This is a genomic window from Ferrovum sp. PN-J185 (assembly GCF_001581925.1).
GTDB lineage: Bacteria > Pseudomonadota > Gammaproteobacteria > Burkholderiales > Ferrovaceae > PN-J185.
This window is the reverse complement of sequence record NZ_LQZA01000001.1, coordinates 283829-307366: the sequence shown is the minus strand read 5'-3', so window position 1 is coordinate 307366 and position 23538 is coordinate 283829. Positions and strand designations below refer to the sequence as shown.

At 40.4% G+C, this 23538-nt stretch carries 19 protein-coding genes; 8 read left to right on the top strand and 11 right to left on the bottom strand.

Annotated elements, in window-relative coordinates; translation table 11 throughout:
• The first annotated feature begins 92 nt into the window (after window positions 1-92).
• Genes yjgA through FV185_RS01480 form a run of 3 tightly spaced genes read left to right on the top strand, consistent with a single transcriptional unit; the run spans window position 93 to window position 1862 of the window.
• On the top strand, window positions 93-611 hold the full coding sequence (yjgA, locus tag FV185_RS01490; protein WP_067492880.1) for a ribosome biogenesis factor YjgA: 519 nt from the start codon (window positions 93-95) through the stop codon (window positions 609-611).
• Entirely contained in the window at window positions 595-1167 is a 573-nt protein-coding gene (gene mog / locus FV185_RS01485) for a molybdopterin adenylyltransferase (protein WP_067492878.1), read from the top strand. The genes yjgA and mog overlap by 17 nt, the downstream gene beginning before the upstream one ends.
• On the top strand, window positions 1167-1862 hold the full coding sequence (locus tag FV185_RS01480) for an alpha/beta hydrolase (protein ID WP_067492876.1): 696 nt from the start codon (window positions 1167-1169) through the stop codon (window positions 1860-1862). The genes mog and FV185_RS01480 overlap by 1 nt, the downstream gene beginning before the upstream one ends.
• Here FV185_RS01480 and FV185_RS01475 read toward each other — a convergent pair.
• The 3 genes from FV185_RS01475 to FV185_RS01465 all read right to left on the bottom strand — a co-directional run bounded on the left by FV185_RS01475 (window position 1831) and on the right by FV185_RS01465 (window position 6013).
• Window positions 1831-4008 (bottom strand): RelA/SpoT family protein, encoded by a 2178-nt coding sequence (locus tag FV185_RS01475; protein WP_067492874.1) that lies wholly within the window; start codon window positions 4006-4008, stop codon window positions 1831-1833. The two genes, FV185_RS01480 and FV185_RS01475, sit on opposite strands and share 32 nt — an antisense overlap.
• Window positions 4009-4086: 78 nt before the next feature.
• Window positions 4087-4773 (bottom strand): lipoprotein-releasing ABC transporter ATP-binding protein LolD, encoded by a 687-nt coding sequence (gene lolD / locus FV185_RS01470; RefSeq protein ID WP_067492872.1) that lies wholly within the window; start codon window positions 4771-4773, stop codon window positions 4087-4089.
• Window positions 4766-6013 carry a lipoprotein-releasing ABC transporter permease subunit gene (locus FV185_RS01465; RefSeq protein WP_082787026.1) on the bottom strand — a complete coding sequence of 416 codons (1248 nt, stop codon included), beginning with the start codon at window positions 6011-6013 and terminating at the stop codon, window positions 4766-4768. The genes lolD and FV185_RS01465 overlap by 8 nt, the downstream gene beginning before the upstream one ends.
• 57 nt (window positions 6014-6070) lie before the next feature.
• On the opposite strand from FV185_RS01465, the gene FV185_RS01460 reads away from it, so the two are divergent.
• The 4 genes from FV185_RS01460 (at window position 6071) to lysS (ending at window position 11298) form a co-directional block, all read left to right on the top strand.
• Window positions 6071-6940, top strand: coding sequence for a hypothetical protein (locus FV185_RS01460; protein ID WP_067492869.1), 870 nt, complete (start codon window positions 6071-6073; stop codon window positions 6938-6940).
• A gap of 8 nt (window positions 6941-6948) precedes the next feature.
• Window positions 6949-8661: a single-stranded-DNA-specific exonuclease RecJ gene (gene recJ, locus FV185_RS01455; protein ID WP_067492867.1), complete on the top strand. Its 1713-nt coding sequence runs from the start codon at window positions 6949-6951 to the stop codon at window positions 8659-8661.
• A gap of 31 nt (window positions 8662-8692) precedes the next feature.
• A protein-coding gene (prfB, locus tag FV185_RS01450; RefSeq protein WP_197457704.1) for a peptide chain release factor 2 occupies window positions 8693-9797 on the top strand; the annotation gives its coding sequence in 2 pieces (ribosomal slippage) (window positions 8693-8773 and window positions 8775-9797; 1104 coding nt in all).
• Between the two features lie 19 nt (window positions 9798-9816).
• Window positions 9817-11298 carry a lysine--tRNA ligase gene (gene lysS / locus FV185_RS01445; RefSeq protein ID WP_067492864.1) on the top strand — a complete coding sequence of 494 codons (1482 nt, stop codon included), beginning with the start codon at window positions 9817-9819 and terminating at the stop codon, window positions 11296-11298.
• 50 nt (window positions 11299-11348) lie between these two features.
• On the opposite strand, the gene FV185_RS01440 is transcribed toward lysS, so the two are convergent.
• The 3 genes from FV185_RS01440 to phaR are packed head-to-tail and all read right to left on the bottom strand — an operon-like array spanning window position 11349 to window position 14545.
• Complete coding sequence (locus FV185_RS01440; RefSeq protein ID WP_067492862.1) at window positions 11349-12527, bottom strand: acetyl-CoA C-acyltransferase family protein; 1179 nt, start codon at window positions 12525-12527, stop codon at window positions 11349-11351.
• A gap of 34 nt (window positions 12528-12561) precedes the next feature.
• Window positions 12562-13911 carry a 30S ribosomal protein S12 methylthiotransferase RimO gene (gene rimO, locus FV185_RS01435; protein ID WP_067492860.1) on the bottom strand — a complete coding sequence of 450 codons (1350 nt, stop codon included), beginning with the start codon at window positions 13909-13911 and terminating at the stop codon, window positions 12562-12564.
• Window positions 13904-14545 (bottom strand): polyhydroxyalkanoate synthesis repressor PhaR, encoded by a 642-nt coding sequence (phaR, locus tag FV185_RS01430; protein ID WP_082786973.1) that lies wholly within the window; start codon window positions 14543-14545, stop codon window positions 13904-13906. Before phaR ends, rimO begins: the two co-directional genes overlap by 8 nt.
• Before the next feature lie 277 nt (window positions 14546-14822).
• On the opposite strand from phaR, the gene FV185_RS01425 reads away from it, so the two are divergent.
• Window positions 14823-15359 carry a phasin family protein gene (locus FV185_RS01425; protein WP_067492858.1) on the top strand — a complete coding sequence of 179 codons (537 nt, stop codon included), beginning with the start codon at window positions 14823-14825 and terminating at the stop codon, window positions 15357-15359.
• Window positions 15360-15449: 90 nt separating this feature from the next.
• Here FV185_RS01425 and phbB read toward each other — a convergent pair whose 3' ends face one another.
• The 5 genes from phbB to FV185_RS01400 form a co-directional block, all read right to left on the bottom strand.
• Complete coding sequence (phbB, locus tag FV185_RS01420; RefSeq protein ID WP_067492856.1) at window positions 15450-16193, bottom strand: acetoacetyl-CoA reductase; 744 nt, start codon at window positions 16191-16193, stop codon at window positions 15450-15452.
• A gap of 75 nt (window positions 16194-16268) precedes the next feature.
• Window positions 16269-18035: a PHA/PHB synthase family protein gene (locus FV185_RS01415; protein ID WP_067492854.1), complete on the bottom strand. Its 1767-nt coding sequence runs from the start codon at window positions 18033-18035 to the stop codon at window positions 16269-16271.
• Between the two features lie 100 nt (window positions 18036-18135).
• Window positions 18136-21180, bottom strand: coding sequence for an efflux RND transporter permease subunit (locus FV185_RS01410; protein ID WP_067492852.1), 3045 nt, complete (start codon window positions 21178-21180; stop codon window positions 18136-18138).
• A complete protein-coding gene (locus FV185_RS01405) occupies window positions 21180-22187 on the bottom strand; it encodes an efflux RND transporter periplasmic adaptor subunit (protein WP_067492850.1) in 1008 nt (335 codons plus the stop codon). The genes FV185_RS01410 and FV185_RS01405 overlap by 1 nt, the downstream gene beginning before the upstream one ends.
• A complete protein-coding gene (locus tag FV185_RS01400; RefSeq protein ID WP_067492848.1) occupies window positions 22184-23536 on the bottom strand; it encodes a TolC family protein in 1353 nt (450 codons plus the stop codon). Before FV185_RS01400 ends, FV185_RS01405 begins: the two co-directional genes overlap by 4 nt.
• Between the last annotated feature and the right edge of the window lie 2 nt (window positions 23537-23538).

Here is a 23538-nt window from a genome sequence, read left to right as displayed (position 1 = left end):
GCTCTTTTTACCTTTATTAATACAGTCTAACGGCTTACTCTCTTAGCCTCAATCCGGTATCATATCAAGATTAGCATCGCCTGGGAAAAACCGTGTCTTTAGACGAACCAATCAGTAAATCACAACGTAAGCGTGAAATGCACGACCTGCAGGCTTTGGGTGAAGCTTTATCCCAATTAAGCCAGGATAAGATCAAACACCTAGCCTTACCTGAAACACTCGAAAAAGCGTTGTTGGATGTTAAAACTTTCAAGGCGCATGGTGCTATTCGTCGACAATTGCAATATATTGGTAAACTTATGCGAGAGGTTGATCCAGAGCCACTTATAGCCTATCTCGATCAATTAAAAGGGGTATCCAGGGAAGCTGTAGCCCTACAACATTTAGCTGAACAATGGCGTCAAAAAATTATTGAGGATATCCGCCAACTCGATCAGTTCTGTGAAGCCCACCCAGAGGCAGATAGGACACAGTTAAGGCAACTGGCTATGAATGCGATTAAAGAACATCAAGCACAAAAACCACCACGTTCATTTCGTCAATTGTATCGCTTAATTCTCGAACAACTTACCCAACACACAATACATATAGATCATGACGACCAAAACTGATTTTGAACCGATCACCATCGGTATTCTCTCGATTAGTGACCGAGCCTCTTCCGGTGTCTATGAGGATAAGGGGCTACCCGCCCTACACGAATGGTTTGAAAATACTCTTGAAAACCCCATTCATTTTGAAAGTAGACTCATTGCTGACGAACAAGCTGTCATCGAGCATACCTTAATTGAGCTTGCGGATACCAAACACTGCTCTCTTATTGTAACAACGGGCGGCACAGGTCCTGCAAAACGTGATGTCACCCCTGAAGCTACTTTGCGTGTGGCCGATAAAGTACTAGATGGTTTTGGGGAACAAATGAGACGTAACAACTTACAATATACTCCCACTGCAATTTTGTCTCGACAAGTTGCGGTAATACGTGGCTCATCACTGATTATTAATCTCCCCGGGCAACCCAAGGCAATTAAAGAAACCTTAGATGGAATTTTCGCTGCAGTTCCCTATTGTATTGATTTGATTGGTGGGCCTTATTTACTCTCTCGTCCCAATACCATCAATGTGTTCCGCCCTAAATCAGCACAACGCCCAGGGAGCGGTCAATAATGAGTATTAATCTAGATTGCCATGTTATTGAACCCTCTAGTACTGCTCAATGGTGCGTAATTTGGTTACATGGTCTTGGTGCAGATGGTTATGATTTTGCTCCTATTGTAAATGAGCTTGGATTACCAGATAACCATACTATTCGTTTTGTGTTTCCTCATGCTCCACAACGCCCAGTTTCCATCAATCATGGTATGGTTATGCGTGCTTGGTATGACATTGCTTTTGATGGACTTAATCGTCAAATTGATTTTCAGGGGGTTACTCAGTCCGCAAGGGCTATTGAAACCTTAATCGATGAACAAATTCAACAAGGGATTGATAGCAAACATATTATTATTGCTGGCTTCTCGCAAGGGGGAGCAATCACTTTAACTCTAGCTACTCACACTAGCAAAGCTCTGGCAGGATTCATGGCCTTATCCACTTACCTACCCCAAGTAGATAACCATCCACCTGTCATAGACACCAATAAAAACACTCCTATTCTAATGGTGCACGGTACTGCAGATAATGTAGTGCCAATTAGCCTTGGTAGACAGGCTGCAGACTATCTCAGAGAACAAGGTTGTACTCTTGAATGGCATCATTATGTGATGGGTCACTCTGTATGTTATGAAGAAATTCAACTAATTGGGCAATGGCTTAAAAAAATCATGAACACTACTGACGATAAGCCTGCGTCACACCTTTAATTGTTATAGCAATTTTAAGGGCACGAGCTAGTTGTTCTAAACTATGAATTTGCACTGTGAATTTCATATGCGCCTGTGCACCGCGCGATAATGTATTTACTGCAGTAACATTAATATGCTCTCGGGTAAACGCTTCAGAAATATCGCGTAACAACCCCTGCCTGTCTTGGGCTTCGACGACAACATCGACACTGTATAGCCCATCTGTGGTCTTCCCCCATTGGGCAGGCATCATACGCTGCCATTGGGTAGCTGTTAAGGCAGCCAAACTGCGACAATTTGCTCGATGAATACTGACCCCCCTACCTCGGGTGACAAAGCCAACAATAGGTTCTGGTGGTACAGGTTTACAACACTTGGCAAAGAAAGTGGCAATATTAGTCACTCCCAGTACCAACACCCCACTTGAATCCTGCTGAGCGAGCTCTTTATGAATAAATTGATCAGCAGTCAGTGGCGCTTCAGCGACTTCAGGTATCAACTGAAGTTCAACTTGGTGTTGAGAGATATCACCTCTGGCAAGACCAATCAAAAAATCTTCTACTCGCGTATAACCCGCTTGTTGAGCTAAACGCTCGCTATTGGGCTGCGTTTTTCCGACTCGATGAACGATTTTTTCAAAAATAATTCGTCCCTGAGCAATATCCTCTTCTTGATGGAGCTGTTTAAACCAATGGCGTACTTTTGCTAAAGCACGTGGGCTTTTAAGATATCCATACTCAGGATTTAACCAATCACGACTTGGGCCACCTTGCCTTACAGTAATAATTTCAACACGCTGCGCATTATCAAGAGGATAGTTAAGATTAACAATTTGCCCATCTACCTTCGCACCGCGACAACGATGCCCTAAATCCGTATGAACATGGTAAGCAAAATCAACTGGTGTGGCGCCACGAGGTAAATCGATTACCCGTCCTTGAGGAGTAAATACATAAATGACATCATCCAAAGAAGGAGCCATTTCTTTATGTGTTCCTGACAATGCCACTTCATACTGCCAAGCAAGCATTTGTCTTAACCAGGCCACTCTCTCATCAAATCGTCTGTCTGCTTTATTTGATCCTTCCTTGTAACGCCAGTGCGAAGCTACCCCAAGCTCTGAATCCCTATGCATTTCTTCAGTACGAATCTGAATTTCTAATGCCTTATCTTCAGGACCAATTACAGCCGTATGAAGTGAGCGATAGAAATTTCCTTTAGGCCTTGCAATATAGTCATCGAATTCTCCTGAGATAGGAACCCAAAGATGATGAACAAGCCCTAATACGGTGTAGCAATCTCGTATTTCTTTTACGATTACTCTTAAGGCTCTAACATCATATAGATTTTCAAAGTCTAAATTTTTAGAGCGCATTTTTTTTACGATACTATAAATATGCTTAGGACGCCCTTGAACAGTTGCCTCAATACCCGCTTCTTTCAATTCATTTTCAAGAGTGTGAATAACGGTATTGATATAACGTTCACGATCAACCAATTTTTCGTCTAGACGCTTTGCAATAGCCTTATAAGTAGCGGGCTCAAGGATACGAAATGATAAATCCTCTAACTCCCATTTTAAATGCCATACACCCAAACGATTAGCCAGTGGGGCATATAAGTCCATCGTTTGATGGGCTCGATTAAGTTGGTCTTGCGTATCGAGTTCACTGACTATACGCATTAACCAGACTTGTTCTGCCAATGCCACAATCACCACTCGAATGTCTTGTGCCATGGCTAACAATAACTTTCTTACTCCCTCTAATCGTTGTTGGTCATGTTGAGCGTTATGTGGAAGATCCTGAATGGCTGCGATTGTTTGATCAATGCGATGTAAATCATGAATAATAGTATGAACTTCGGTATCAAACTCTTCTCGAAGTGACATTTTTTCAAGTCTTTGCCAAGGAAGTGCCCGTAATAAAGCCACAATGATGCATACAGGATGAGCTTCAATATCACTGAGCAAACGAGCAACACTCAAGGCTTTTTGTAAAGTAGGAAGAGACGCGTCATCATCTACTGATTCTGCCTCAACAGTAAGCTGAAAAGCTTTTTCAATCAGATGGGTTTCGTGTTGCCCATAACGCCCACCTAATTCCAGAATAGCAATACCCTGGGATCGATCAAGATAATGAGGTGTATGGGTCCTTGAAACCATAATAATTGTCCAAAATAACTCCTTTCAGTATAACTGAAAGCATGACTTTATTATGCCAACTTAATAACTGAATTATTGTTATTTTTCTTGTACCAATTCCCCATCTAACAAACGGTACTGACAGTCTGCGCGTGAGGCTAATTCTAAATCATGGGTAACCATGATCAATGAAGAACCCGTTTCACGGTTCAGTTGTAACATCACATCAAATACCCCTTCAGCCGTATGGCGATCAAGGTTACCAGTTGGTTCATCTGCTAACACCAAACGTGGTTGATTGACCAAAGCCCTTGCTACAGCGGCGCGTTGCCTTTCTCCTCCTGAGAGTTCAGCTGGGCGATGAGTCAAACGATGTCCCAACCCCACCGCCTCTAACATTGCTGTTGCACGCTCCTCACTGACATGTCGATCAACTCGCCCAATCCATAAAGGCATAGCAACATTTTCAAGGGCGCTGAATTCTGGCAACAGATGATGAAATTGATAGACAAAACCTAACTTCTTGTTACGAATAGCCCCTATCTCTTTATCCGTTAATCGAGACAGTGCTTGACCTTCAAGAATGACCTCACCCGTTGATGGACGATCTAACCCACCTAATAGATGTAGTAACGTACTTTTCCCACTACCTGAGGCGCCAATAATAGCTACGTGTTGACCCGAACTAACCTGAAAACTGATTGTTTTTAGGACTTCAATTCGATTTTGTCCCTGAACAAATTCCTTACTTAACTGACGGACATCTAAAATAACCTGATTACTCATAACGTAAGGCCTCCGCAGGTTGGATTTTAGAGGCACGATAACTGGGATACAGTGTGGCTATCAGCGTTAATACAAAAGAGGTAATGGCAATTGTCAACACATCCGACCACTCCAATTGCGAAGGAAGCTCGGAGATAAAATACACTTGCGGGGATAAGAAATGAACACCAAACAAGTGTTCAATAAAAGGTACAATAGTATGGATATTTAAGGCAATAATTACTCCAAACACCATCCCTCCCAAGGTACCCACTAATCCGATTAATGCTCCTTGAATGATAAAAATTTGCATAATACTTTGTGAGGAGGCGCCCAGTGTTCTAAGAATTGCAATATCCGCTTGCTTATCAGTCACTGCCATAACAAGAGTTGAAACGATATTAAATGCAGCTACCGCAACAATCAGTAAAAGAATAATGAACATCACATTCTTCTCAATGGCTACGGCTCTAAATAAATTAGCATGCTCTCTGGTCCAATCGCTAACCCAGGCATCAATAGGTAGCGTTTTTACCAATTGATTGGCAATGTTTGGCGCTAGCATTAAATTATCGAGTTTTAAGCGAATACCTGAAACATCTTCACCCAAACGAAATAGTCTTTGCGCATCGTTTAACTGAATGAGAGCAAGGCCACTATCATATTCGTACATCCCAACGCTAAAAATCCCAACCACCGTAAATTGCTTTAAACGCGGCAACATTCCTGCAGGAGTAACCTGCCCTTGAGGAGTTATCAAAATCACTTTATCGCCCATATTGACATGTAAATGATCGGCTAACGCACTGCCAATAACCACACCAAATTGACCCGCTTTCAAATTATCGAGGCTACCAACTTTCATGTGCTGCCCAAGATCAGCAACTGTCGCCTCTTGGGTAGGCAAAATACCGCGTATAATAGCCCCTTGAGCATGATTATCACTGGTTAGCATGCCCTGTCCCATAATATAAGGTGCTGCCGCAGTAACATGAGGTATTGTGGTAGTTTGAGACATGATTTCTTGCCAATGAGATAACCCTGTATCTTCGTTAGCATAGATTTGTACGTGCGAGGCAACACCCAAGATGCGATCACGCATTTCGTTTTGGAATCCGTTCATTACAGAAAGCACTATAATGAGAGCCGCAACGCCAAGGCCAATGCCTGCCATAGAAATCATGGAGATAAAGGAAATAAAATGATTACGACGCTTAGCGCGTGTGTAACGCAAACCTACAATATGTTCAAAACGTTGCACGATGGTAGTCTTTATACTTAATACAAATGATGCATTGTAACCTTTAACACAAATATTATGAACCACCACCCTATTTATATTGTGCCAGGCTTAATTCCGGAGAGATTTACTGGAGAAATACCTCGCTTACCTCATCTAGAAAAATTATTGGCTAACGCTGATATTCGCTCATTATCTAAACGGATAAATAAAGAGCAGTTTTCTCACTCTCCACCACATACCAGCCTCGCTCAATCTAAAGCAGAAAAAGCAGGAATTCGCTCACGCTATACACACTGGCTACTGGCTTCACCGATACATCTACACATTGAAGGTGATGGCTTAGTCCTAATGGATCACCATACCTTTCCAATCACTATGGAAGAATCTCAGGCATTAGTTAACATCTTTAACAATCATTTTTTAGTTGACCACATTGAGTTTTTTATAATCAATAACAACCAATGGTTAATTGGTAGTCAACAAGAAGTAATAAAACACTCTACTTATCCACTTGACCGAGCGGGTAGAACTATTTCAGATTATTTACCTCAAGGCGAAAATGCTGCATTTTGGCGCCAAGTATTTAATGAAGCACAGATGTTATGTCATGATCATAGCGTTAATCTACAACGACAAGATAAAGGTCAAAAACCTATTTCAGGTGTATGGTTTTGGGATAGCCTCACTCAATTTAGTATCAACCAATATGAGATTATTGATAGTTTGGAGGCGCCTGCTGCATATGGCGATTGGGAAAAATGGACAAAGGAGTTAGTGTTACTTGATAACAGTTTATTTAGAGATTTGTTGCTATTCTTAAAAAAATCAAACCAAATCATTCAACTATTTGCCACCGATCACCCCAATAGTAGAGAAATTCGATTACATCCTATTTCTCCTTGGTATTTTTGGCGACGCCCAAAGCCTTTATCCCATTTAATTTAGCAAGTAATATGAGCGCCATTCAATTATCTCAACTCAAACAAAGACCTTTTGATACCGTCAGAATAGAAAATCTCGCTAGCCAAAAAGGGCTCTCTCCACTCATCGCACAGCTTTACGCGCAACGTGGAGTCAAAGGAAAAGAAGACCTGATAGATCATCTAAAAGACTTACCTCATTGGTCATTACTGAAGGGTATCAATGAGGCTAGTCACTCTCTAGTTAACGCTATTCAACAACAACAACAAATCATTATTGTGGCTGATTACGATGCAGACGGAGCCACAGCTTGCGCTGTGGCTATACGAGCATTACGTTCTTTTGGAGCAAAAGTAGATTATGTGGTACCTAATAGGTTGACGATGGGCTACGGTCTGACGCCTGAAGTCGTGGATCTTGCCCGAGAAAAAAATGCTGAGATGTTAATTACTGTTGATAATGGTATCGCTAGCCTATCTGGGGTGGATTACGCCAATCAATTGGGACTTACTGTCATCATCACCGACCACCATTTACCTGGTGACACACTACCAAATGCCACTGCCATTGTTAATCCTAATCAACCCTTGTGTACTTTTCCAAGCAAAGCTTTAGCAGGTGTTGGCGTTATCTTCTATGTCATGTTGGCTGTTCGACACGAGTTAAAAGCTGCCGGATTAGTCAACGAACAACAGCAACCCAATCTTGCTCAGTTACTTGACCTGGTCGCTCTAGGGAGTATTGCTGATCTGGCTCCGTTAGATCCTACCAATCGTTTACTCATTCATGAGGGGCTTAAACGTATCCGACAAGGAACGATGCAACCTGGAATAAGGGCTTTATTTCAAGTGGCAAACAAAAATCCTCAACGGGTGCAAAGTAGTGACTTAGGATTTGCACTAGGCCCGCGAGTGAATGCTGCAGGACGTATGGACGATATGACTATTGGAATTGAGTGTTTGATCACTCAACGACCTGACTATGCACTGTTGCTAGCTGAACAATTAAATAACTTTAATCAAGATAGAAAACAGGTTGAAGAGGAAATGCAACAAACTGCATTTGATCAGCTTGAACTTATTGATATCAAAGACCAATATACCATTACACTATACAATAATGAATGGCATCCAGGTGTGGTTGGGCTCGTGGCCTCACGTTTAAAAGAGAAACATCATCGACCTGTTTTTGCCTTCGCAAATAGCACAGAAGAACATACTATTCGAGGTTCAGGGCGAAGTATATCTGGGTTTCATTTACGTGATGCCTTGGATATTATTAGCAAACGATACCCGAATATGATTGAACGTTTCGGTGGTCATGCTGCTGCAGCGGGAGTAAGTATTTTTAAAGATCAATTTGCACAGTTTTGTGTTGCCTTTGAAGAGAGTGCGCGACTAATGTTAAACGAAGACTCTCTAACACAAACTATTTTTTATGACGCTGAATTGAAGGCAGAACAAATCACTCTTGCACTCGCTCAAGACTGCGAAGAAAAAGTATGGGGACAAGGCTTTCCACCTCCACTTTTTTTGGGAGAATTTGATCTTTTAGAACAAAGGCCGGTAGGCGAAAAACATTCTAAATTAGTATTAAGTATGGGGAATGTTCGCTACCAAGGTATTTATTTTAATTACAGTGATCCACTCCCCTCTCACCTAAAACTACTATTTCGCATCAGCAATAACGACTGGAATGGTCGCAGCCAACTACAACTCGAAATCAGTCATTGGTGTCATGTATAATAGTCGTTTTGATTAATTGCGACAAAAGAACATGGAAGCAGAACGACTTAATACGCTACTACATTTGCAACAAGACCTCGAACAGCGCATCGTGGCACTTCGGGGGTATCTTTGACTACGACAACAAAGTCAATCGTCTCAAAGAAATTGTTCTTCTCTCAGAGGATCCTGCCATCTGGCAGGACAGTAAAAAAAGCCAAGAATTAGGTAAAGAAAGAAAATTACTTGAAGAAACTATCGAACAAGTTGATTCAACAACACGTTCGCTTAAAGATGCCAAAGAATTAAGTGAACTTGCTCTCTCTGAAAATGATGATGAATCCCTCGAAGCCGTCTTCTCTGATATTCAAGAAGTAGAAAAAAATGTGGCCCAAATGGAATTTAGAAGAATGTTCTCTAATCCCATGGATGCAGCCAATTGCTTTGTAGATATTCAGTCAGGATCAGGAGGTACAGAAGCACAAGATTGGGCATCCATGCTGCTACGCATGTATCTTCGCTACACAGAGAGAAAAGGATTTGGTGTGGAAGTGCTTGAAGAGTCACCAGGTGAAGTCGCTGGAATTAAAAGTGCAACGCTTAAAATCAATGGCTCTTATGCTTTTGGTCACTTGCGAACTGAAACAGGGGTACATCGCCTGGTTCGTAAATCGCCCTTTGATTCAGGAAATCGTCGTCATACCTCTTTTGCATCGGTGTTTGTTTATCCGGAAGTAGATGAATCTATTGAAGTAGATATTAATCCAGCAGATTTACGTATTGATACCTTCCGTGCCTCTGGTGCAGGAGGACAGCATATTAATAAAACCGACTCAGCAATACGTATCACTCATATGCCATCTGGTATTGTTGTGCAGTGTCAGAACGACCGCTCACAACATAGAAATCGTGCTGAAGCAATGGCTATGTTGAAATCACGGTTATATGAAGTTGAATTACGCAAACGTAATGAAGAAAAGCAAGCCATGGAAGAAAGTAAAACAGATATTGGTTGGGGACATCAGATTCGCTCTTATGTCCTTGATCAATCACGCATCAAAGATCTCAGAACTCAAGTAGAAATGGGCAATACCCAGGCAGTATTAGATGGAGATCTGGATATTTTTATTGAAGCCAGTTTGAAACAAGGTGTGTAACCTCACTCAAGGATGAATTATGTCTGAAGATAGCAACCAAATTATTGAGGAACGTCGTAATAAGCTCAAAGTACTTCGTGAAAAAGGCGTTGCTTTTCCTAATGATTTCAACAGAGAGCATGAAGCAGGAAATTTACATAAAGAATTTGCTGGAAAAACAGCTGAACAATTAGAACAACATAAGCAACATGTTGCTATCGCTGGAAGAATGGTATTAAAACGCGTTATGGGTAAAGCAAGCTTCGCTACCCTTCAAGATGGATCGGGACGTATGCAAATGTACGTTCAACGCGATGAAGTGGGTGAAGATATTTATTCAGACTTCAAACATTGGGATTTAGGAGATATCGTTGCGGTTCAAGGCTATCTTTTTCTGACCAAAACAGGGGAACTGACGATTCATGCAACAAGTATTCGTCTACTCACCAAAGCACTGCGTCCGCTACCAGAAAAATTTCATGGCTTAAATGACCAAGAACAAAAATATCGTCAACGTTACTTAGATCTTATTACTAATGAGGAATCACGGCATGTGTTTATTACCCGTAGCCGCGTGATCCAAAAAATTCGTGAATTTTTAGTTAATCGTCACTATCTTGAAGTGGAAACCCCGATGATGCATCCCATTCCTGGAGGCGCTGCGGCCAAACCATTTGTGACGCATCACAATGCACTAGATATGCCATTGTATTTAAGAATTGCCCCAGAACTATATCTTAAACGATTGATTGTAGGTGGAATGGAAAGAGTATTTGAAATTAATCGTAACTTCCGTAACGAAGGTATTTCCACGCGCCATAACCCTGAGTTTACAATGATTGAGTTTTATGAAGCGTATAGAGATTACCGTTACTTAATGACCTTAACTGAAGAGATGTTCCGCTTTGTTGCTGAGTCTGTACTAGGTACTACCGTTATTCAGTATGATGGAAAAACCTTGGATTTTGCTCAACCTTTCCATCGTTTAACAATCACCCAAGCCATTCAAAAATATCACCCACATTACACCGATCAGCAATTGCAAGACAAAGACTTTTTAACTCATGAGGTCAAGCGCTTAGGTGGTCATATTCGTCCTAATGAAGGACTAGGTGGCCTACAACTACTTCTTTTTGAAGAAACCACGGAGTCTTTACTCTTTGAACCAACCTTTATTATTGACTATCCCGCTGAGGTCTCTCCTTTAGCAAGACGCAGCGATCAGTTCCCTGATATTACAGAGCGTTTTGAGCTATTTATTACAGGTCGAGAAATTGCCAATGGCTTTTCTGAGTTAAACGACCCAGAAGATCAAGCAGAGCGTTTCTTAGAACAAGTGAAACAAAAAGAAGCGGGGGACCAAGAGGCTATGCACTATGATGGTGATTATATTCGCGCTCTTGAGCATGGGCTCCCACCCACTGCTGGAGAAGGGATAGGTATTGATCGTTTGGTGATGTTATTAACCAATAGCCCCTCTATTCGTGATGTCATTCTTTTCCCACAAATGCGTCCTGAATAAAAACCAAGGGCCTCACAATGAGGCCCTTTTAATCATCTTTAATTAACAAATTATAGTCGTTCAAAGATTGCAGCAATACCTTGACCACCACCTATACACATAGTTACTAAGGCGTATTTGCCATTGATGCGTTGTAATTCGTATAACGCTTTAGTAGTGATATAAGCACCTGTGCAACCAATCGGGTGCCCTAGAGCAATTGCGCCACCGTTTGGATTGGTTTTATGAGGATCAAAACCCAATCCTTTAATGACAGTTAAGGCTTGCGCAGCAAAGGCTTCATTAGATTCAATTACATCAATTTGCTCTAGTTTTAAACCCGCTTTTTTAAGTGCTCCTTGCGTGGCAGGAATAGGCCCCTCACCCATAATATGGCTTGGAACACCAGCTACTGCATAGGATACCAGTCTTGCCATAGGGGTTAAATTAGCGCGTTGAGCGGCAGCTCCCTCAGCAAGAACCAAGAATGAGGCGCCATCGTTAATACCAGAAGCATTCCCTGCTGTAACTGTTCCCTCTTTTTTAAAGGCTGGTTTCATGGCAGCAAGTTTCTCTAACGTGGTACTTCTTGGATGCTCGTCTGTATCAAATACCACATCACCTTTTTTAGATTTAATAGTGATAGGCACGATTTGTGATTTAAAACGTCCCTCAGCAATCGCTTTGGCTGCTCTATTTTGTGACTCTAGAGCAAAGGCATCTTGTTCTTCTCTTGAAATATTCCATTTGGTTGCGACATTCTCAGCAGTAATGCCCATGTGACCAACGCCAAATGGATCAGTTAGCGCTGCGACCATCATATCTAACATTTGGGTATCTCCCATTCGAGCGCCGCTGCGCATTGCAGGAGATAGGTACCCACCAGCAGACATCACTTCAACTCCGCCGCCCACGCCAAACTCCACATCCCCTAACAGAATATTTTGCGCGGTAGAAACCACAGCCTGTAATCCAGAACCGCATAATCTATTGACCGCAAACGCTGTCGAGTCCATCGACATTCCTGCTTCAATACAGGTAACACGTGCTTGATAAGGAAACCGAGCATTGGTTGGGATAGCGTTTCCCACTGTGGCATAGGTGATTTGTTGCGGATCTAATTGCGACCGTTGAATAGCCTCTTTTAGCACCATCCCACCTAATACACCTGGTTCAAAACCAGCTAATGATCCACCAAAGGTGCCAATAGCTGAACGAACAGCACTTAATACAACAACCTCTTTACTCATGTTTCCCTCTCCTATTGATGATTGAGTTACTTATTTAGATTTTTCTGGCTATACAATCATGTTCTCTGGTTTCTTCAATCACAACATTAGCCAGTTGTCCTACTGCTAATCCTTGATGGGGGTGGATAAATACTAGCCCATCTATCTCCGGTGCATCACTAGGGCTTCTTGCTATCACCCATTCGTCGTTTACTTCATCGATTAATACTTGACGTGTTTTACCGACCCAACTCTTCAACCGCGTAGCACTAATTTCTTGTTGGACGGCCATTAATTGTTCTTGGCGTTCTATTTTTACCTCTTCTGGAACATGATCTGATAACGCATTGGCTCGCGCGCCATCAACCGGGGAATAGGTAAAGCAACCCACCCGATCAAGCTGCGCCTCTTTCAGAAAGGATAACAAATCATTAAACTGTGCATCAGTTTCACCTGGGAAGCCAACAATAAATGTACTTCTTAAGGTGAGTTCTGGACAGAGTCGTCTCCAAGACTGGATACGCTCCAGTGTTTTTTCTATATCACCAGGACGTTTCATGGCTTTTAAAATCGTAGGATTGGCATGTTGTAATGGAATATCCAAATACGGCAATACTTTACCTTCAACCATGAGAGGGATAAGTTCATCTACGTGAGGATAGGGATATACGTAGTGTAATCGTACCCATACCCCTAACTCACCTAACGCATCACACAACTCAGTGATACGGGTTTTTCTTGGGCGCCCATTCCAAAAACCGGTTCGGTACTTAAGATCCACACCATAGGCACTAGTATCCTGGGAGATAACAAGTAACTCCTTAACCCCAGCTTTAACAAGATTTTCTGCTTCTTGCATAACCTCATGAATAGGACGACTAACTAGGTCACCACGTAACGAGGGAATAATACAAAATGTGCACCGATGATTACATCCTTCACTTATTTTTAAATAAGCATAATGATTGGGAGTTAACTTAATGCCTTGCGGAGGAATTAAGTCAGTAAAAGGATCATGTAAAGCAGGTAAACTTTGATGGATGGCATCCATAACAGCTTGTTTATCATGAGGACCAGTTACTGCCAGTACATTAGGATGGGCTTGTCTGATTTTTTCTTGATTAGCTCCCAGACAACCCGTAACAATTACGCGGCCGTTATATTCAAGCGCTTCACCAATGGCATCAAGCGATTCTTCAATAGCTGAATCAATAAAGCCACAGGTATTAACCACCACCACATCAGCCCCATCGTAACTGCCTGAGATCTGATAACCCTCAGCACGTAATTGCGTCAAGATTTGTTCTGAGTCGACAAGCGCTTTAGGACAACCTAAAGAGACAAACCCTACTGTTGGTGATGCAGTCGACTTTTTATGAATGGCTGTTTGCGATGATTTACTCATTTGAATTATCTGGTTTTACATTATGGGAATTTTCTGCTGGACCAGACTTCTCTTGTGAAGACGACTCTTTGATTGGTTCTTCATGAGCTGTAAAACCTTGGTTAAAAGGAAACGAATTCACACCAAAAATGGATTGAGCTTGTTTTTGCATTTGATTTTGCATATCAACAAACATAGAAGTGGCTTGTTCAAGATAATTGCCCATCAATCCTTGAATGGCAGGCCCTTGAGCTTGCATAAACTGTTGCCAAATATCATTATTGAGTTGCGTTTTAGATAAATCAGAGGGTTGTTGTGCCTGTTCATGTATTTTCTTTTGCATTTCAACAAACGCTTGCATCCCTTGCTGGAAATAATTACCCATAAATCCCTGCATAGTATTGCCATAGGAACGAATCATTTGAGACAACATATCAGCCGTAAAAAAAGGCGAAACACCCGCTTCTTCTTCTAAAATAATTTGCATTAAAACACTTCTTGTAAGGTCTTGATTGGTTTTTGCATCAACCACTTGAAACTCGGACTGATCAATCACCAATTGTTTAATCTCTGTAAGAGTAATGTAGCTACTTGTCTCAGTGTCATATAAACGACGATTCGGATATTTCTTAATTAGTCTTACAGATTGGTTCATAACTAGCCTCAAAAAATGTTGCAATACATCAAAAAAATTGTTGCGTTACACAAAATCTATGATAATATGGTATCAAATTAATTATAGTTTTGTTTAAATAGTTAGTTTACATGTGTAGTTTACCGTTTTAATTTACTAAAAATATTTTGTTGCAACGCAAAAAAAATGCTTGACACCCCGAATATTATTCTGTAGATTTGAAACTGTTGCGGTGCACAAAATGGTGTACCGACCTAATTCAGTTTTACCAAAACATATTTTGAATAGGAGTTACATCATGTTTAACACAACCGAACAATACAGTGAGTTTAACAAATCTATGGTTAATTCGGCACTGCAAATGGCAAAAATATCTATGGATACTGCTGAGCGCATTATGGGTTTAAACCTTGAAGCCAGTAAAGAAAATTTTGCTCATTTAAGCGATACCTTAAAAAATTTAAGCGAAGTCCGTGATCCACAGGCATTAGCTACAATTCGCAACCAAATTAATGAAAAACTAGTTGCAAAATCAACTGGTTATGCACGTAGCGTGTATGATCTTACAACCAATGCACAAGCTCAATTTACCGCATTAGTTGAAAGCCATATTGCTAATTTAAACCAAACAGTGACAAGCAATATCGACAAAGCAGTTAAATCTGCTCCAGCAGGTGCTGACGTCGCGATTGCTGCAATTAAATCAACCGTCGCTGCTACAACAGCAGCTTTAGACGGCGTAACAAAAACAGCTAAACAAGTTGCAAGTTTCACTGATGCTAGCATCAAAGCAACTGTAGATGCAGCAAGTGCTGCAATCAAACCAGCTGTGTAACGGCTCCTCCTCCTTTATTCGAAAGGTTCCCTTTCAATAAAGGCTTACCCCGCAAGAACTTGTTTCTTGCGGGTTTTTTTTGTTATTTTTTTAAAACATGTGCTGGCCACCATTAATGGAGATATTGGCGCCAGTAATAAATGCGGCTTCATCAGAAGCCAAATACACAATCAATCCTGCCACTTCTTCAGGCTTACCCAAACGTCCAACTGGGATCTGCGGCAAAATTTTAGCCTCTAAAATTTCTGTGGGAATAGCTGTTACCATTTTAGTCCCAATGTAACCAGGAGAAATGGTATTCACCGTAACTCCTTTACGCGCTACCTCTAAAGCTAAAGATTTAGTAAAACCATGCATGCCTGCTTTTGCGGCAGCATAATTAGTTTGTCCGAAAGCCCCTTTTTGTCCATTGACAGAGGACACATTAATAATCCTTCCCCAGCCACGATCAACCATACCATCAACGAAAGGTTTGGTCATATTAAATACACTATTTAAATTCGTATTAATTACAGCGTCCCAATCGACTTTTGTCATTTTCTTAAAGGTCATATCACGGGTAATCCCTGCATTATTGACTAATACATCAATTGGACCCACCTCTGACTCAATTCTTGCTGCCATTTTTGCGCAGTCGTCCGCATCAGACACGTCTACTGGATAAGCATGGAAATGGTATCCTTTCTCACGCATGGCATTAAGCCATGCATCGGAAGTGGTATTAGAATGAGAATAGGTAGTAATCACCTTGTATCCTAATTCAGCCAACTTTACACATATCGATTCACCTAGTCCGCCCATCCCTCCAGTCACCAGAACCAGACGCTGTTTCATAATATTTCTCCTCTCCTTGTTTAGTTATTTATAGTATTTATAGTTAATTTTTATTAAAGGAATATGACAAATTAACTAACATTTTTCTTTTACATAATGCCCAGGAGCTGCCTCCAACTCTTTAAATTCATCGTTACCCAATACAGAGGAAGCTGATACCAGTGGCTCTTGATTATGTACTTTTAACCAATCAATCCAATGCCACCACCAACTCCCCTTGTGTTCAACGGCAGTTTCAAACCAATGTTGGGGGCCCATAGAACGCTCGCCATCGATCCAATAATTACGTTTATTTTTTTTAGCAGAATTAATGGTTCCTGCAATATGTCCACTCGCTCCTAAAACAAACTCTTTTTGTCCTCCAAGTAACTGTAGAGAACGAAAGGCCGTATGCCAAGGTACAATATGATCTTCTTTTGCTGCAAAAATATAGGTTGGATAATTAATTGTTCCCAAATCTATTTGTTCACCACACACAGTTAATGTATTAGGGGTACGTAATCTATTTTCTAAATAAAAGTGTCTTAAATACCATGCAAACATAGGTCCTGGTAAATTAGTACCATCACTATTCCAAAATAACAAATCGAAAGCAGGAGGAGTTTCACCTTTTAAATAGTTATTAACTACATACGGCCAGACTAAATCATTGGGACGCAAACTTGAGAAAGCCATAGCCAACTCTTTTCCTGATATCAATCCACCGGAAGACAATTGCTGCTCTCGTCTTTCCACAAAGTTTCTATTGATATACATACCAATATCGCCCACATCACTGTAATCAAGTAATGTAGTTAAAAATGTTAGGGTGGCAATGGGTAGGGTTTCTTTTTTCTGAAAGGCTGCCACGGCAGTAGCAAGCAATGCACCACCCACACAAAAACCCAACACATCCATCTTTTCACATTGGCTAATTGATTGCACCGATTTAATGGCGCGTATCACACCATGCTCAACATAGTCATCCCAACGTAATTGATCCTGCTCTTCTGTCACATTTTTCCATGACACCATAAAAACAGTATGCCCTTGTTCTACCGCAAAACGAACAAAGGAATTATCAACACCCAAATCCATGATATAAAACTTGTTTATACAAGGAGGAATCAATAACAAAGGTCTTTTGAAGACCTGCTCGGATTGGGGTAAGTATTGGATTAATTGAAATATATCGTTCTGAAAAACCACCGCTCCGGGAGTCGTAGCAATATTCCTACCTACTTCAAACACAGATTCATCGGTCATAGAAATACGACCTTTTTCAATATCTTGAAGGAGGTTTTCAAATCCTTTACGTAAACTATCGCCACCAGTCTCAATTGCTTTCATTAACACTTCTGGATTAGTGGCTGGATAATTACTTGGCGATAGGGCGTCCACAAACTGTTGAGTAAAAAAATCGAGTTTATCTTTACTCTTGTCGTCTAAATTTAACGAGGACACCACTTCTTTGAGCCATTGAGCTGTTAACAGATAAGACTGTCGATAGTAATCAAAAAGAAGATTATCGCGCCAGGGTGGAGAGGAAAACCGTTTATCCTTTTCTGCATTGATTTCAAAAGCATTAGCTTTACTATGGCCAGTGGCTGCTTTTTCAGCCATATTAATCCATAAGGCTAGCTGATTTTGATAGTATCGTGCTTGTAATTCTTGCCAACGTGGCAGATCTTGAATCACTGCTTCATTGAATTTTTTTAGAAATTGTTCATAGTCTTCAGGCTTATAACCACCAAATAGATTACTGACATTCTCTGCCATTGTATGATTTGCATCACTAAATGCTGAAACAAGTTTTTCAACAGAATCTGTATGAGAGTCTGGTGCAGAGTGATTGTTATTCATGAGTAACTTCTTAAAATTATTATTAAGACTAGATTAACCCTAGTATTAACGAAATACAAGTAGTTAGAAAAAACATATTTTTTCTCACACTATCAACAGCTTAACGTTTTAGACGAGACCAACTAAACGTTGAAAGCTTATGATAAATAACAGGCATAACAAATAATACCAAAGGAATTTGAACAATTAATCCAGACACTATCGCTATGGCTAAGGGTTGCTGCATGGCGGCCCCCTGTCCTATAGCAAAGGCCAGCGGAATTAACGTGATAATTGCAGCTAAGGTGGTCATAACAATAGGGCGCATACGGTTTTTACCCGCTTGTACTAAACTTTCCACACTATTGGTAGCGTGTAATCCTTGGTATTCAGTGAAATATAAAATCGCCACCTCAGTGATAATACCTACTATCATTGTCATGCCCATCATAGCCGAAATGTTAAACTCCACACGGGTTAACCATAATCCTATAAAAATAGCAGGGATTGCTGCAAGTGGCATAAACATTACTGATAGCGCAATCTGAAAGTCTTCATATAAAAATAGCAACAATAAAAAGACTAAGGCTAACGCTGATATAAATACAATCATCAATCCTTTAAACGCGATTTGTTGTTGTTTATAAAGACCACCTAACTCATAGTAGGTACCTTGTTTAAATAAATTTGATTGTACGAGTATCTTTTGTACATCGCGCATGACTGAACCCAAATCTCGATCATTAATGCGCGCAGTCACTGCTACCATTTGTTTGAAATTTTCACGTTGTATTTGTGGCTGTCCCGATAACGGCGTAATCGTCGCTATCCTGTTTAAAGGAAACACATGGCCATCTTGGGCTTTAATCAACAGCTGTCCTAACTGGTATTGGTTTTTGCGCAGATTTTGCGGGAGCCATACGCGAATACCAATCATTTTTAACTCACTTTGTACAGAGGTGGCGACAACACCTGACATATAATCAGACAGTATCTGACTCACATACTGGGGATCCACATGTTCAAAGGCCGCTTTTACCGGATCAATGTGGATCTCCAATGCATCGCCTGCAGGATTCACACCGTCTTTCACATCAACAATTCCCGGTACGGCTTTGATTAACTGTGTAACTTTTCTTGCAGTATTTAATAAATTACTTTGATTGTTATCAAAAATCTTAATTTCTACTGGTTGAGGAACAGAAGTTAAATCACCGATACGGTCTTCCATAAGTTGCGCAAATTCAACAGTTACGCCAGGAATTTCTCGATTAATTTTACTGCGTAACGCCTCCATCACCACATTAATATGCTCTCTAGGTTCAGGTTTTAAACGAACAAAGAAATCCCCTTGGTAGGATTCAGTAATCCATCCCCCCATTTGTGTTCCTGTCCGGTGAGAAAAAGTCAGTACGTTGGGGTTATCTTTAATAATTGATTCTACTTGGTTACCTAAGCGTACCGATTCTGTTAATGATGTGCCAGGCTCTGTTCTTATATCAACAGTAAAGCCACCCTCATCTGTTTCAGGCATAAATCCTGATCCTGTAGCAAAATAGGCAAAGGTTCCTACTGCAAACAAAGGGATCAAAAAAACTACCAGTTGCAAAGGTTTTTTCAAGAAGCGAGTCAACCACAATTCATAGTGTCTATAGAGAGTACTAAACCAATCGTGCTTCCCCTCTGATTCAGCATCTTTTTGTGTTAACAGAAGATCACTAATCAATGGAATAACCAGCCAAGTGATTAAAAAAGAAATCACTAAACTTGCTGCCATGGTTAACGATAATGCTTTAAAGAATGCCCCTGTTACTCCATCTAAAAAGGCCAATGGAATAAAAATTACAATTGTCGCCGAGGACGAACCAACTAATGGAACTGTAAACTCTCTTGCTGCTTGCATAATCGTAGCGGAATGATTTCCCTGATGATCCCGTAGACGTCGCATGATATGTTCAATCATAACAATGGCATCATCAATGATTAATCCTACCGCAGCAGCCATTCCACCTAAGGTCATGATATTAAAAGTCATACCAAAAATAGACAAAATAGTAACGGTAGAGATCAATACAGCAGGCACCACAATAATGGCAATGAGAGTAATTTTGTAATTTCTAAGAAACACATAAAGCACAGCGGAAGCGAGAATCACACCGATCAAAATAGCATCTCGAACACTCACCGCAGAATCAATGACTAGGCGACTTTGATCATACCAGTTAGCCAATTTGATATGCCCTGGGAAAGTGAAATGATTTAATTTTTCTTGAATAGATTGTTCAATAACAACTGTATTTGCATCAGGTTGTTGGTGGATATTAATTAATACTGCATCTTTACCATCTGCATTAACTCGAACCCATTGAGGGACAGTACTATCAGAAACATCAGCCACATCCGCTACTGTAATAAATCCGTTCTTTCCTGAGCGAAGGATGGTTTGCTTAATTTTATTCGTGGTAGATAAACGATTGTCCGTAACTGCTAAATATAATTTGTAATGATCCTCGATTTTACCTACAGCAGTGATCACATTGTTTGCATTAACCGCATTAATGACATCGCTAATAGTCAAGCCATAAGCTAATAATTTAGCGGGCTTAACCGTAATATGAAACTCTTCTAGATTGCCCCCCGTTATTTGAATACGTGATATACCTTCCACTGAAGACAATAATGGTTTGAGTTGATACTCAGCCACTTCACGTAGCTTGGTTAAGGTTTCTGAGTTAGAAGTTAGGCTATAAGAAAGAATAGGAAATACAGTGGTATCCATTCGACGTACCAACATACTGCTACCTCTTGGTAGAGTCGGCATGATCCTTGAGATGGCTGCATTCACTTCTAAAGTTGCGTTAGCCATATCTGTCTTCCACGGAAAATAGACAGATACTTGAGCTTCTCCACGAGTGGTTTTAGAGCGGACATCTTTAACGTGTGGGACCAAACGAATCGCTTCTTCTACAGGTTTCGTGACTTGAAAGATCATTTGTTCTGCAGTCATATCTCCGCTACTTACAGAAATCTCGACACGTGGGAAATCGATATTGGGAAATAATGCGACAGGCAATGTAAACGAATTATAAACACCCGATAAAACAAGCAACACGATCAGAAAAAAAAGTGAACGACGGTGTTTTTGAATCCAGTTATCCACACGCATTATTGAGTTACCTTTACTGCCATACCCTCTTTCAATTCATAGTTACCCAAGACTACTACGGGTAACTCTTTATCAAAGGGACCGTCAATCACCGTAATATCGTCATATTCTTTTGCTTGCACATTGATTCTTTTAGCATGGTTATTACGTATCTGAAAAATATAATATCCTTGATCGTCAGATAAGACTGCTGAGCGTGGCACTTGCCATTTTTTACCAAGATTAATCTCGATATTACCCTGCATTCTCATACCAGGAGACAAATGAGAGTCGTTAACATCAATAAATAAATTAACTAATCCGGTTGTTTGGTCCACCATCCCTGTTATGTACTTAATATGGCCATTAATAATAATTCCTGGATCAAATACTGATGAGATATGCACTGGGGTATTCACGCTAATGGATGACACAAGCTCTGGTAATATCCCCATCTGAAAGTACAAACCCTTGTCAGCAATTACCGTGACAGCAGACTGGGCGGGTTGAACACGCATCCCTGATTCAACTGAAATCATGGTGACAATACCTGAAAAAGGTGAGCGAATGATTTCTCGTTGAATATTATTACCTAATTTTATCTCTGCATTTAGTGAACTCTCTGCATCGAATAACGCTTTTTTTGCATTGGCAAGTTGACTATTTGATGCCAAATTATCTTGATAAAGACGTTGTATCCGCTCAAACTCTTTTTTCGCAGTTTTTAGTTGTAGTTCTGCTTGATTAAATCCCTTTAACACTGAGGCTGCAGTAATTAATTCAAAGAGGGGTTCTCCTTTTTTTATTTTCTTACCTGGTAAAACGTATACTTTACCAATTTGCCCTTGGCGAGGACTATTTGCATTAAATTGCGCTTCAGGAGAGGCTACCATTACACCATAACCAGATAATTGGTAGTTCATCTCAGTGTAGCGAATCGGTTCCGTTTTAATCCAGGCTGTTTCACTCTCTTGGCCTAAAACGGTGGTTGCCACTACAACCATCATCAACATAAGAAGACGTTTCACTTATTCACCCAATTAGATAAAGGTTCACCGATCAACATTGATAAATTAATAGCTTGCTCAAGCCATAATTGCTTGGTTTTTACTAATTCTATTTTTTTATCAATCTCATTTATTTTAAACTGCCCGTATGCGACAAGATCCATATCTTGTCGTTGATAGGCCGCATGTGCGCTATCACTAAGTTGTGACAACAGATCAACGCTACTCAATAGAACCGGCATTTGATTAGTTAAAAAATCCAAGTCTTGAGTTAATTGGTGTACATCACTAAATGAACTATTGAGTCGATTCTGATACTCATCATAGAGTTGTTGGCGCGTTGCTTGAGCAATGGCTACATTTCCTTGATTGCGATTAAAAATAGGCAATGTAACGGATAAGTCAAAACCATTGTATATCACCGCTCCATTATCTCTTAATCTGGTATAACCAAAGTTGATCGCTGGAAATTGCCCTAAGATAGCCTCACGTAATCTATAGTCCTGCGCTTCATACCCTTTTTGTAGAGCTAATAAATCAGGACGAATGTGATGTAACTGCTGTAATTGATGATTGATTTGTTGTTTTGACAAATGGGGTAATGTTAACGAGTCTACTAGCACTAAATGGGTATCAGGAGATAACCCCAGCATCTGATTAAGCGCTGAACGATCTTGTGCGATAGCTCTTTTTAAATCAATAACCTGTTTTGTTGTTTCTTTCAATACAATTGTATTCACAGCTATTGTATTAAGATCCAAATCTTTTTCTACTAATGCTTTATGCTGAGCGCTTTCTATATTTTTTAATAATGTTTCTTTATCCAATAAGAGAGTTAACAAGCTTTCATTGGTAATAATCTTTTCAAATAAAATTTGTGATTGGGATAGAAGTAGCCACTCTTGCCAGAGTAAATCTAAATCAGCTTTTTCTTCAGAACTTTTTACGCCATGTTGAACAGTTGAGTGTGTAATAAGCGCAGAAATGTTATAAAAAAGGCCATACTCAGAGGCCACTGAGTTAGCTCCTGGACCACCATTGATAGGAGGTTGAGGATAAATGAGTAGAGTGGGATCCGGTAATAAACCTGCATTAAATGCTTGCGCCTTAGTAACTCCTGCGCTATCTCTTGCTTGCTTTAATCCCGGATTATTAGCAATAGCAATAGTAGCCACTTCAATAACATCCAACCCATTATTTGGATTAAATTCGTGTTGTATACCTATTTGTGTTGAACTTATTTGATCAGGTAGTTGGAGACGGCTGATATCCTGAGGCCACAACGGCTTGTCTGGTAATGGTTTACTGTTATAAGAAGCACAACCAAAAAGAGCCAATAGAGTAAAAAAAAGTACTATTTTAATTTTCATTA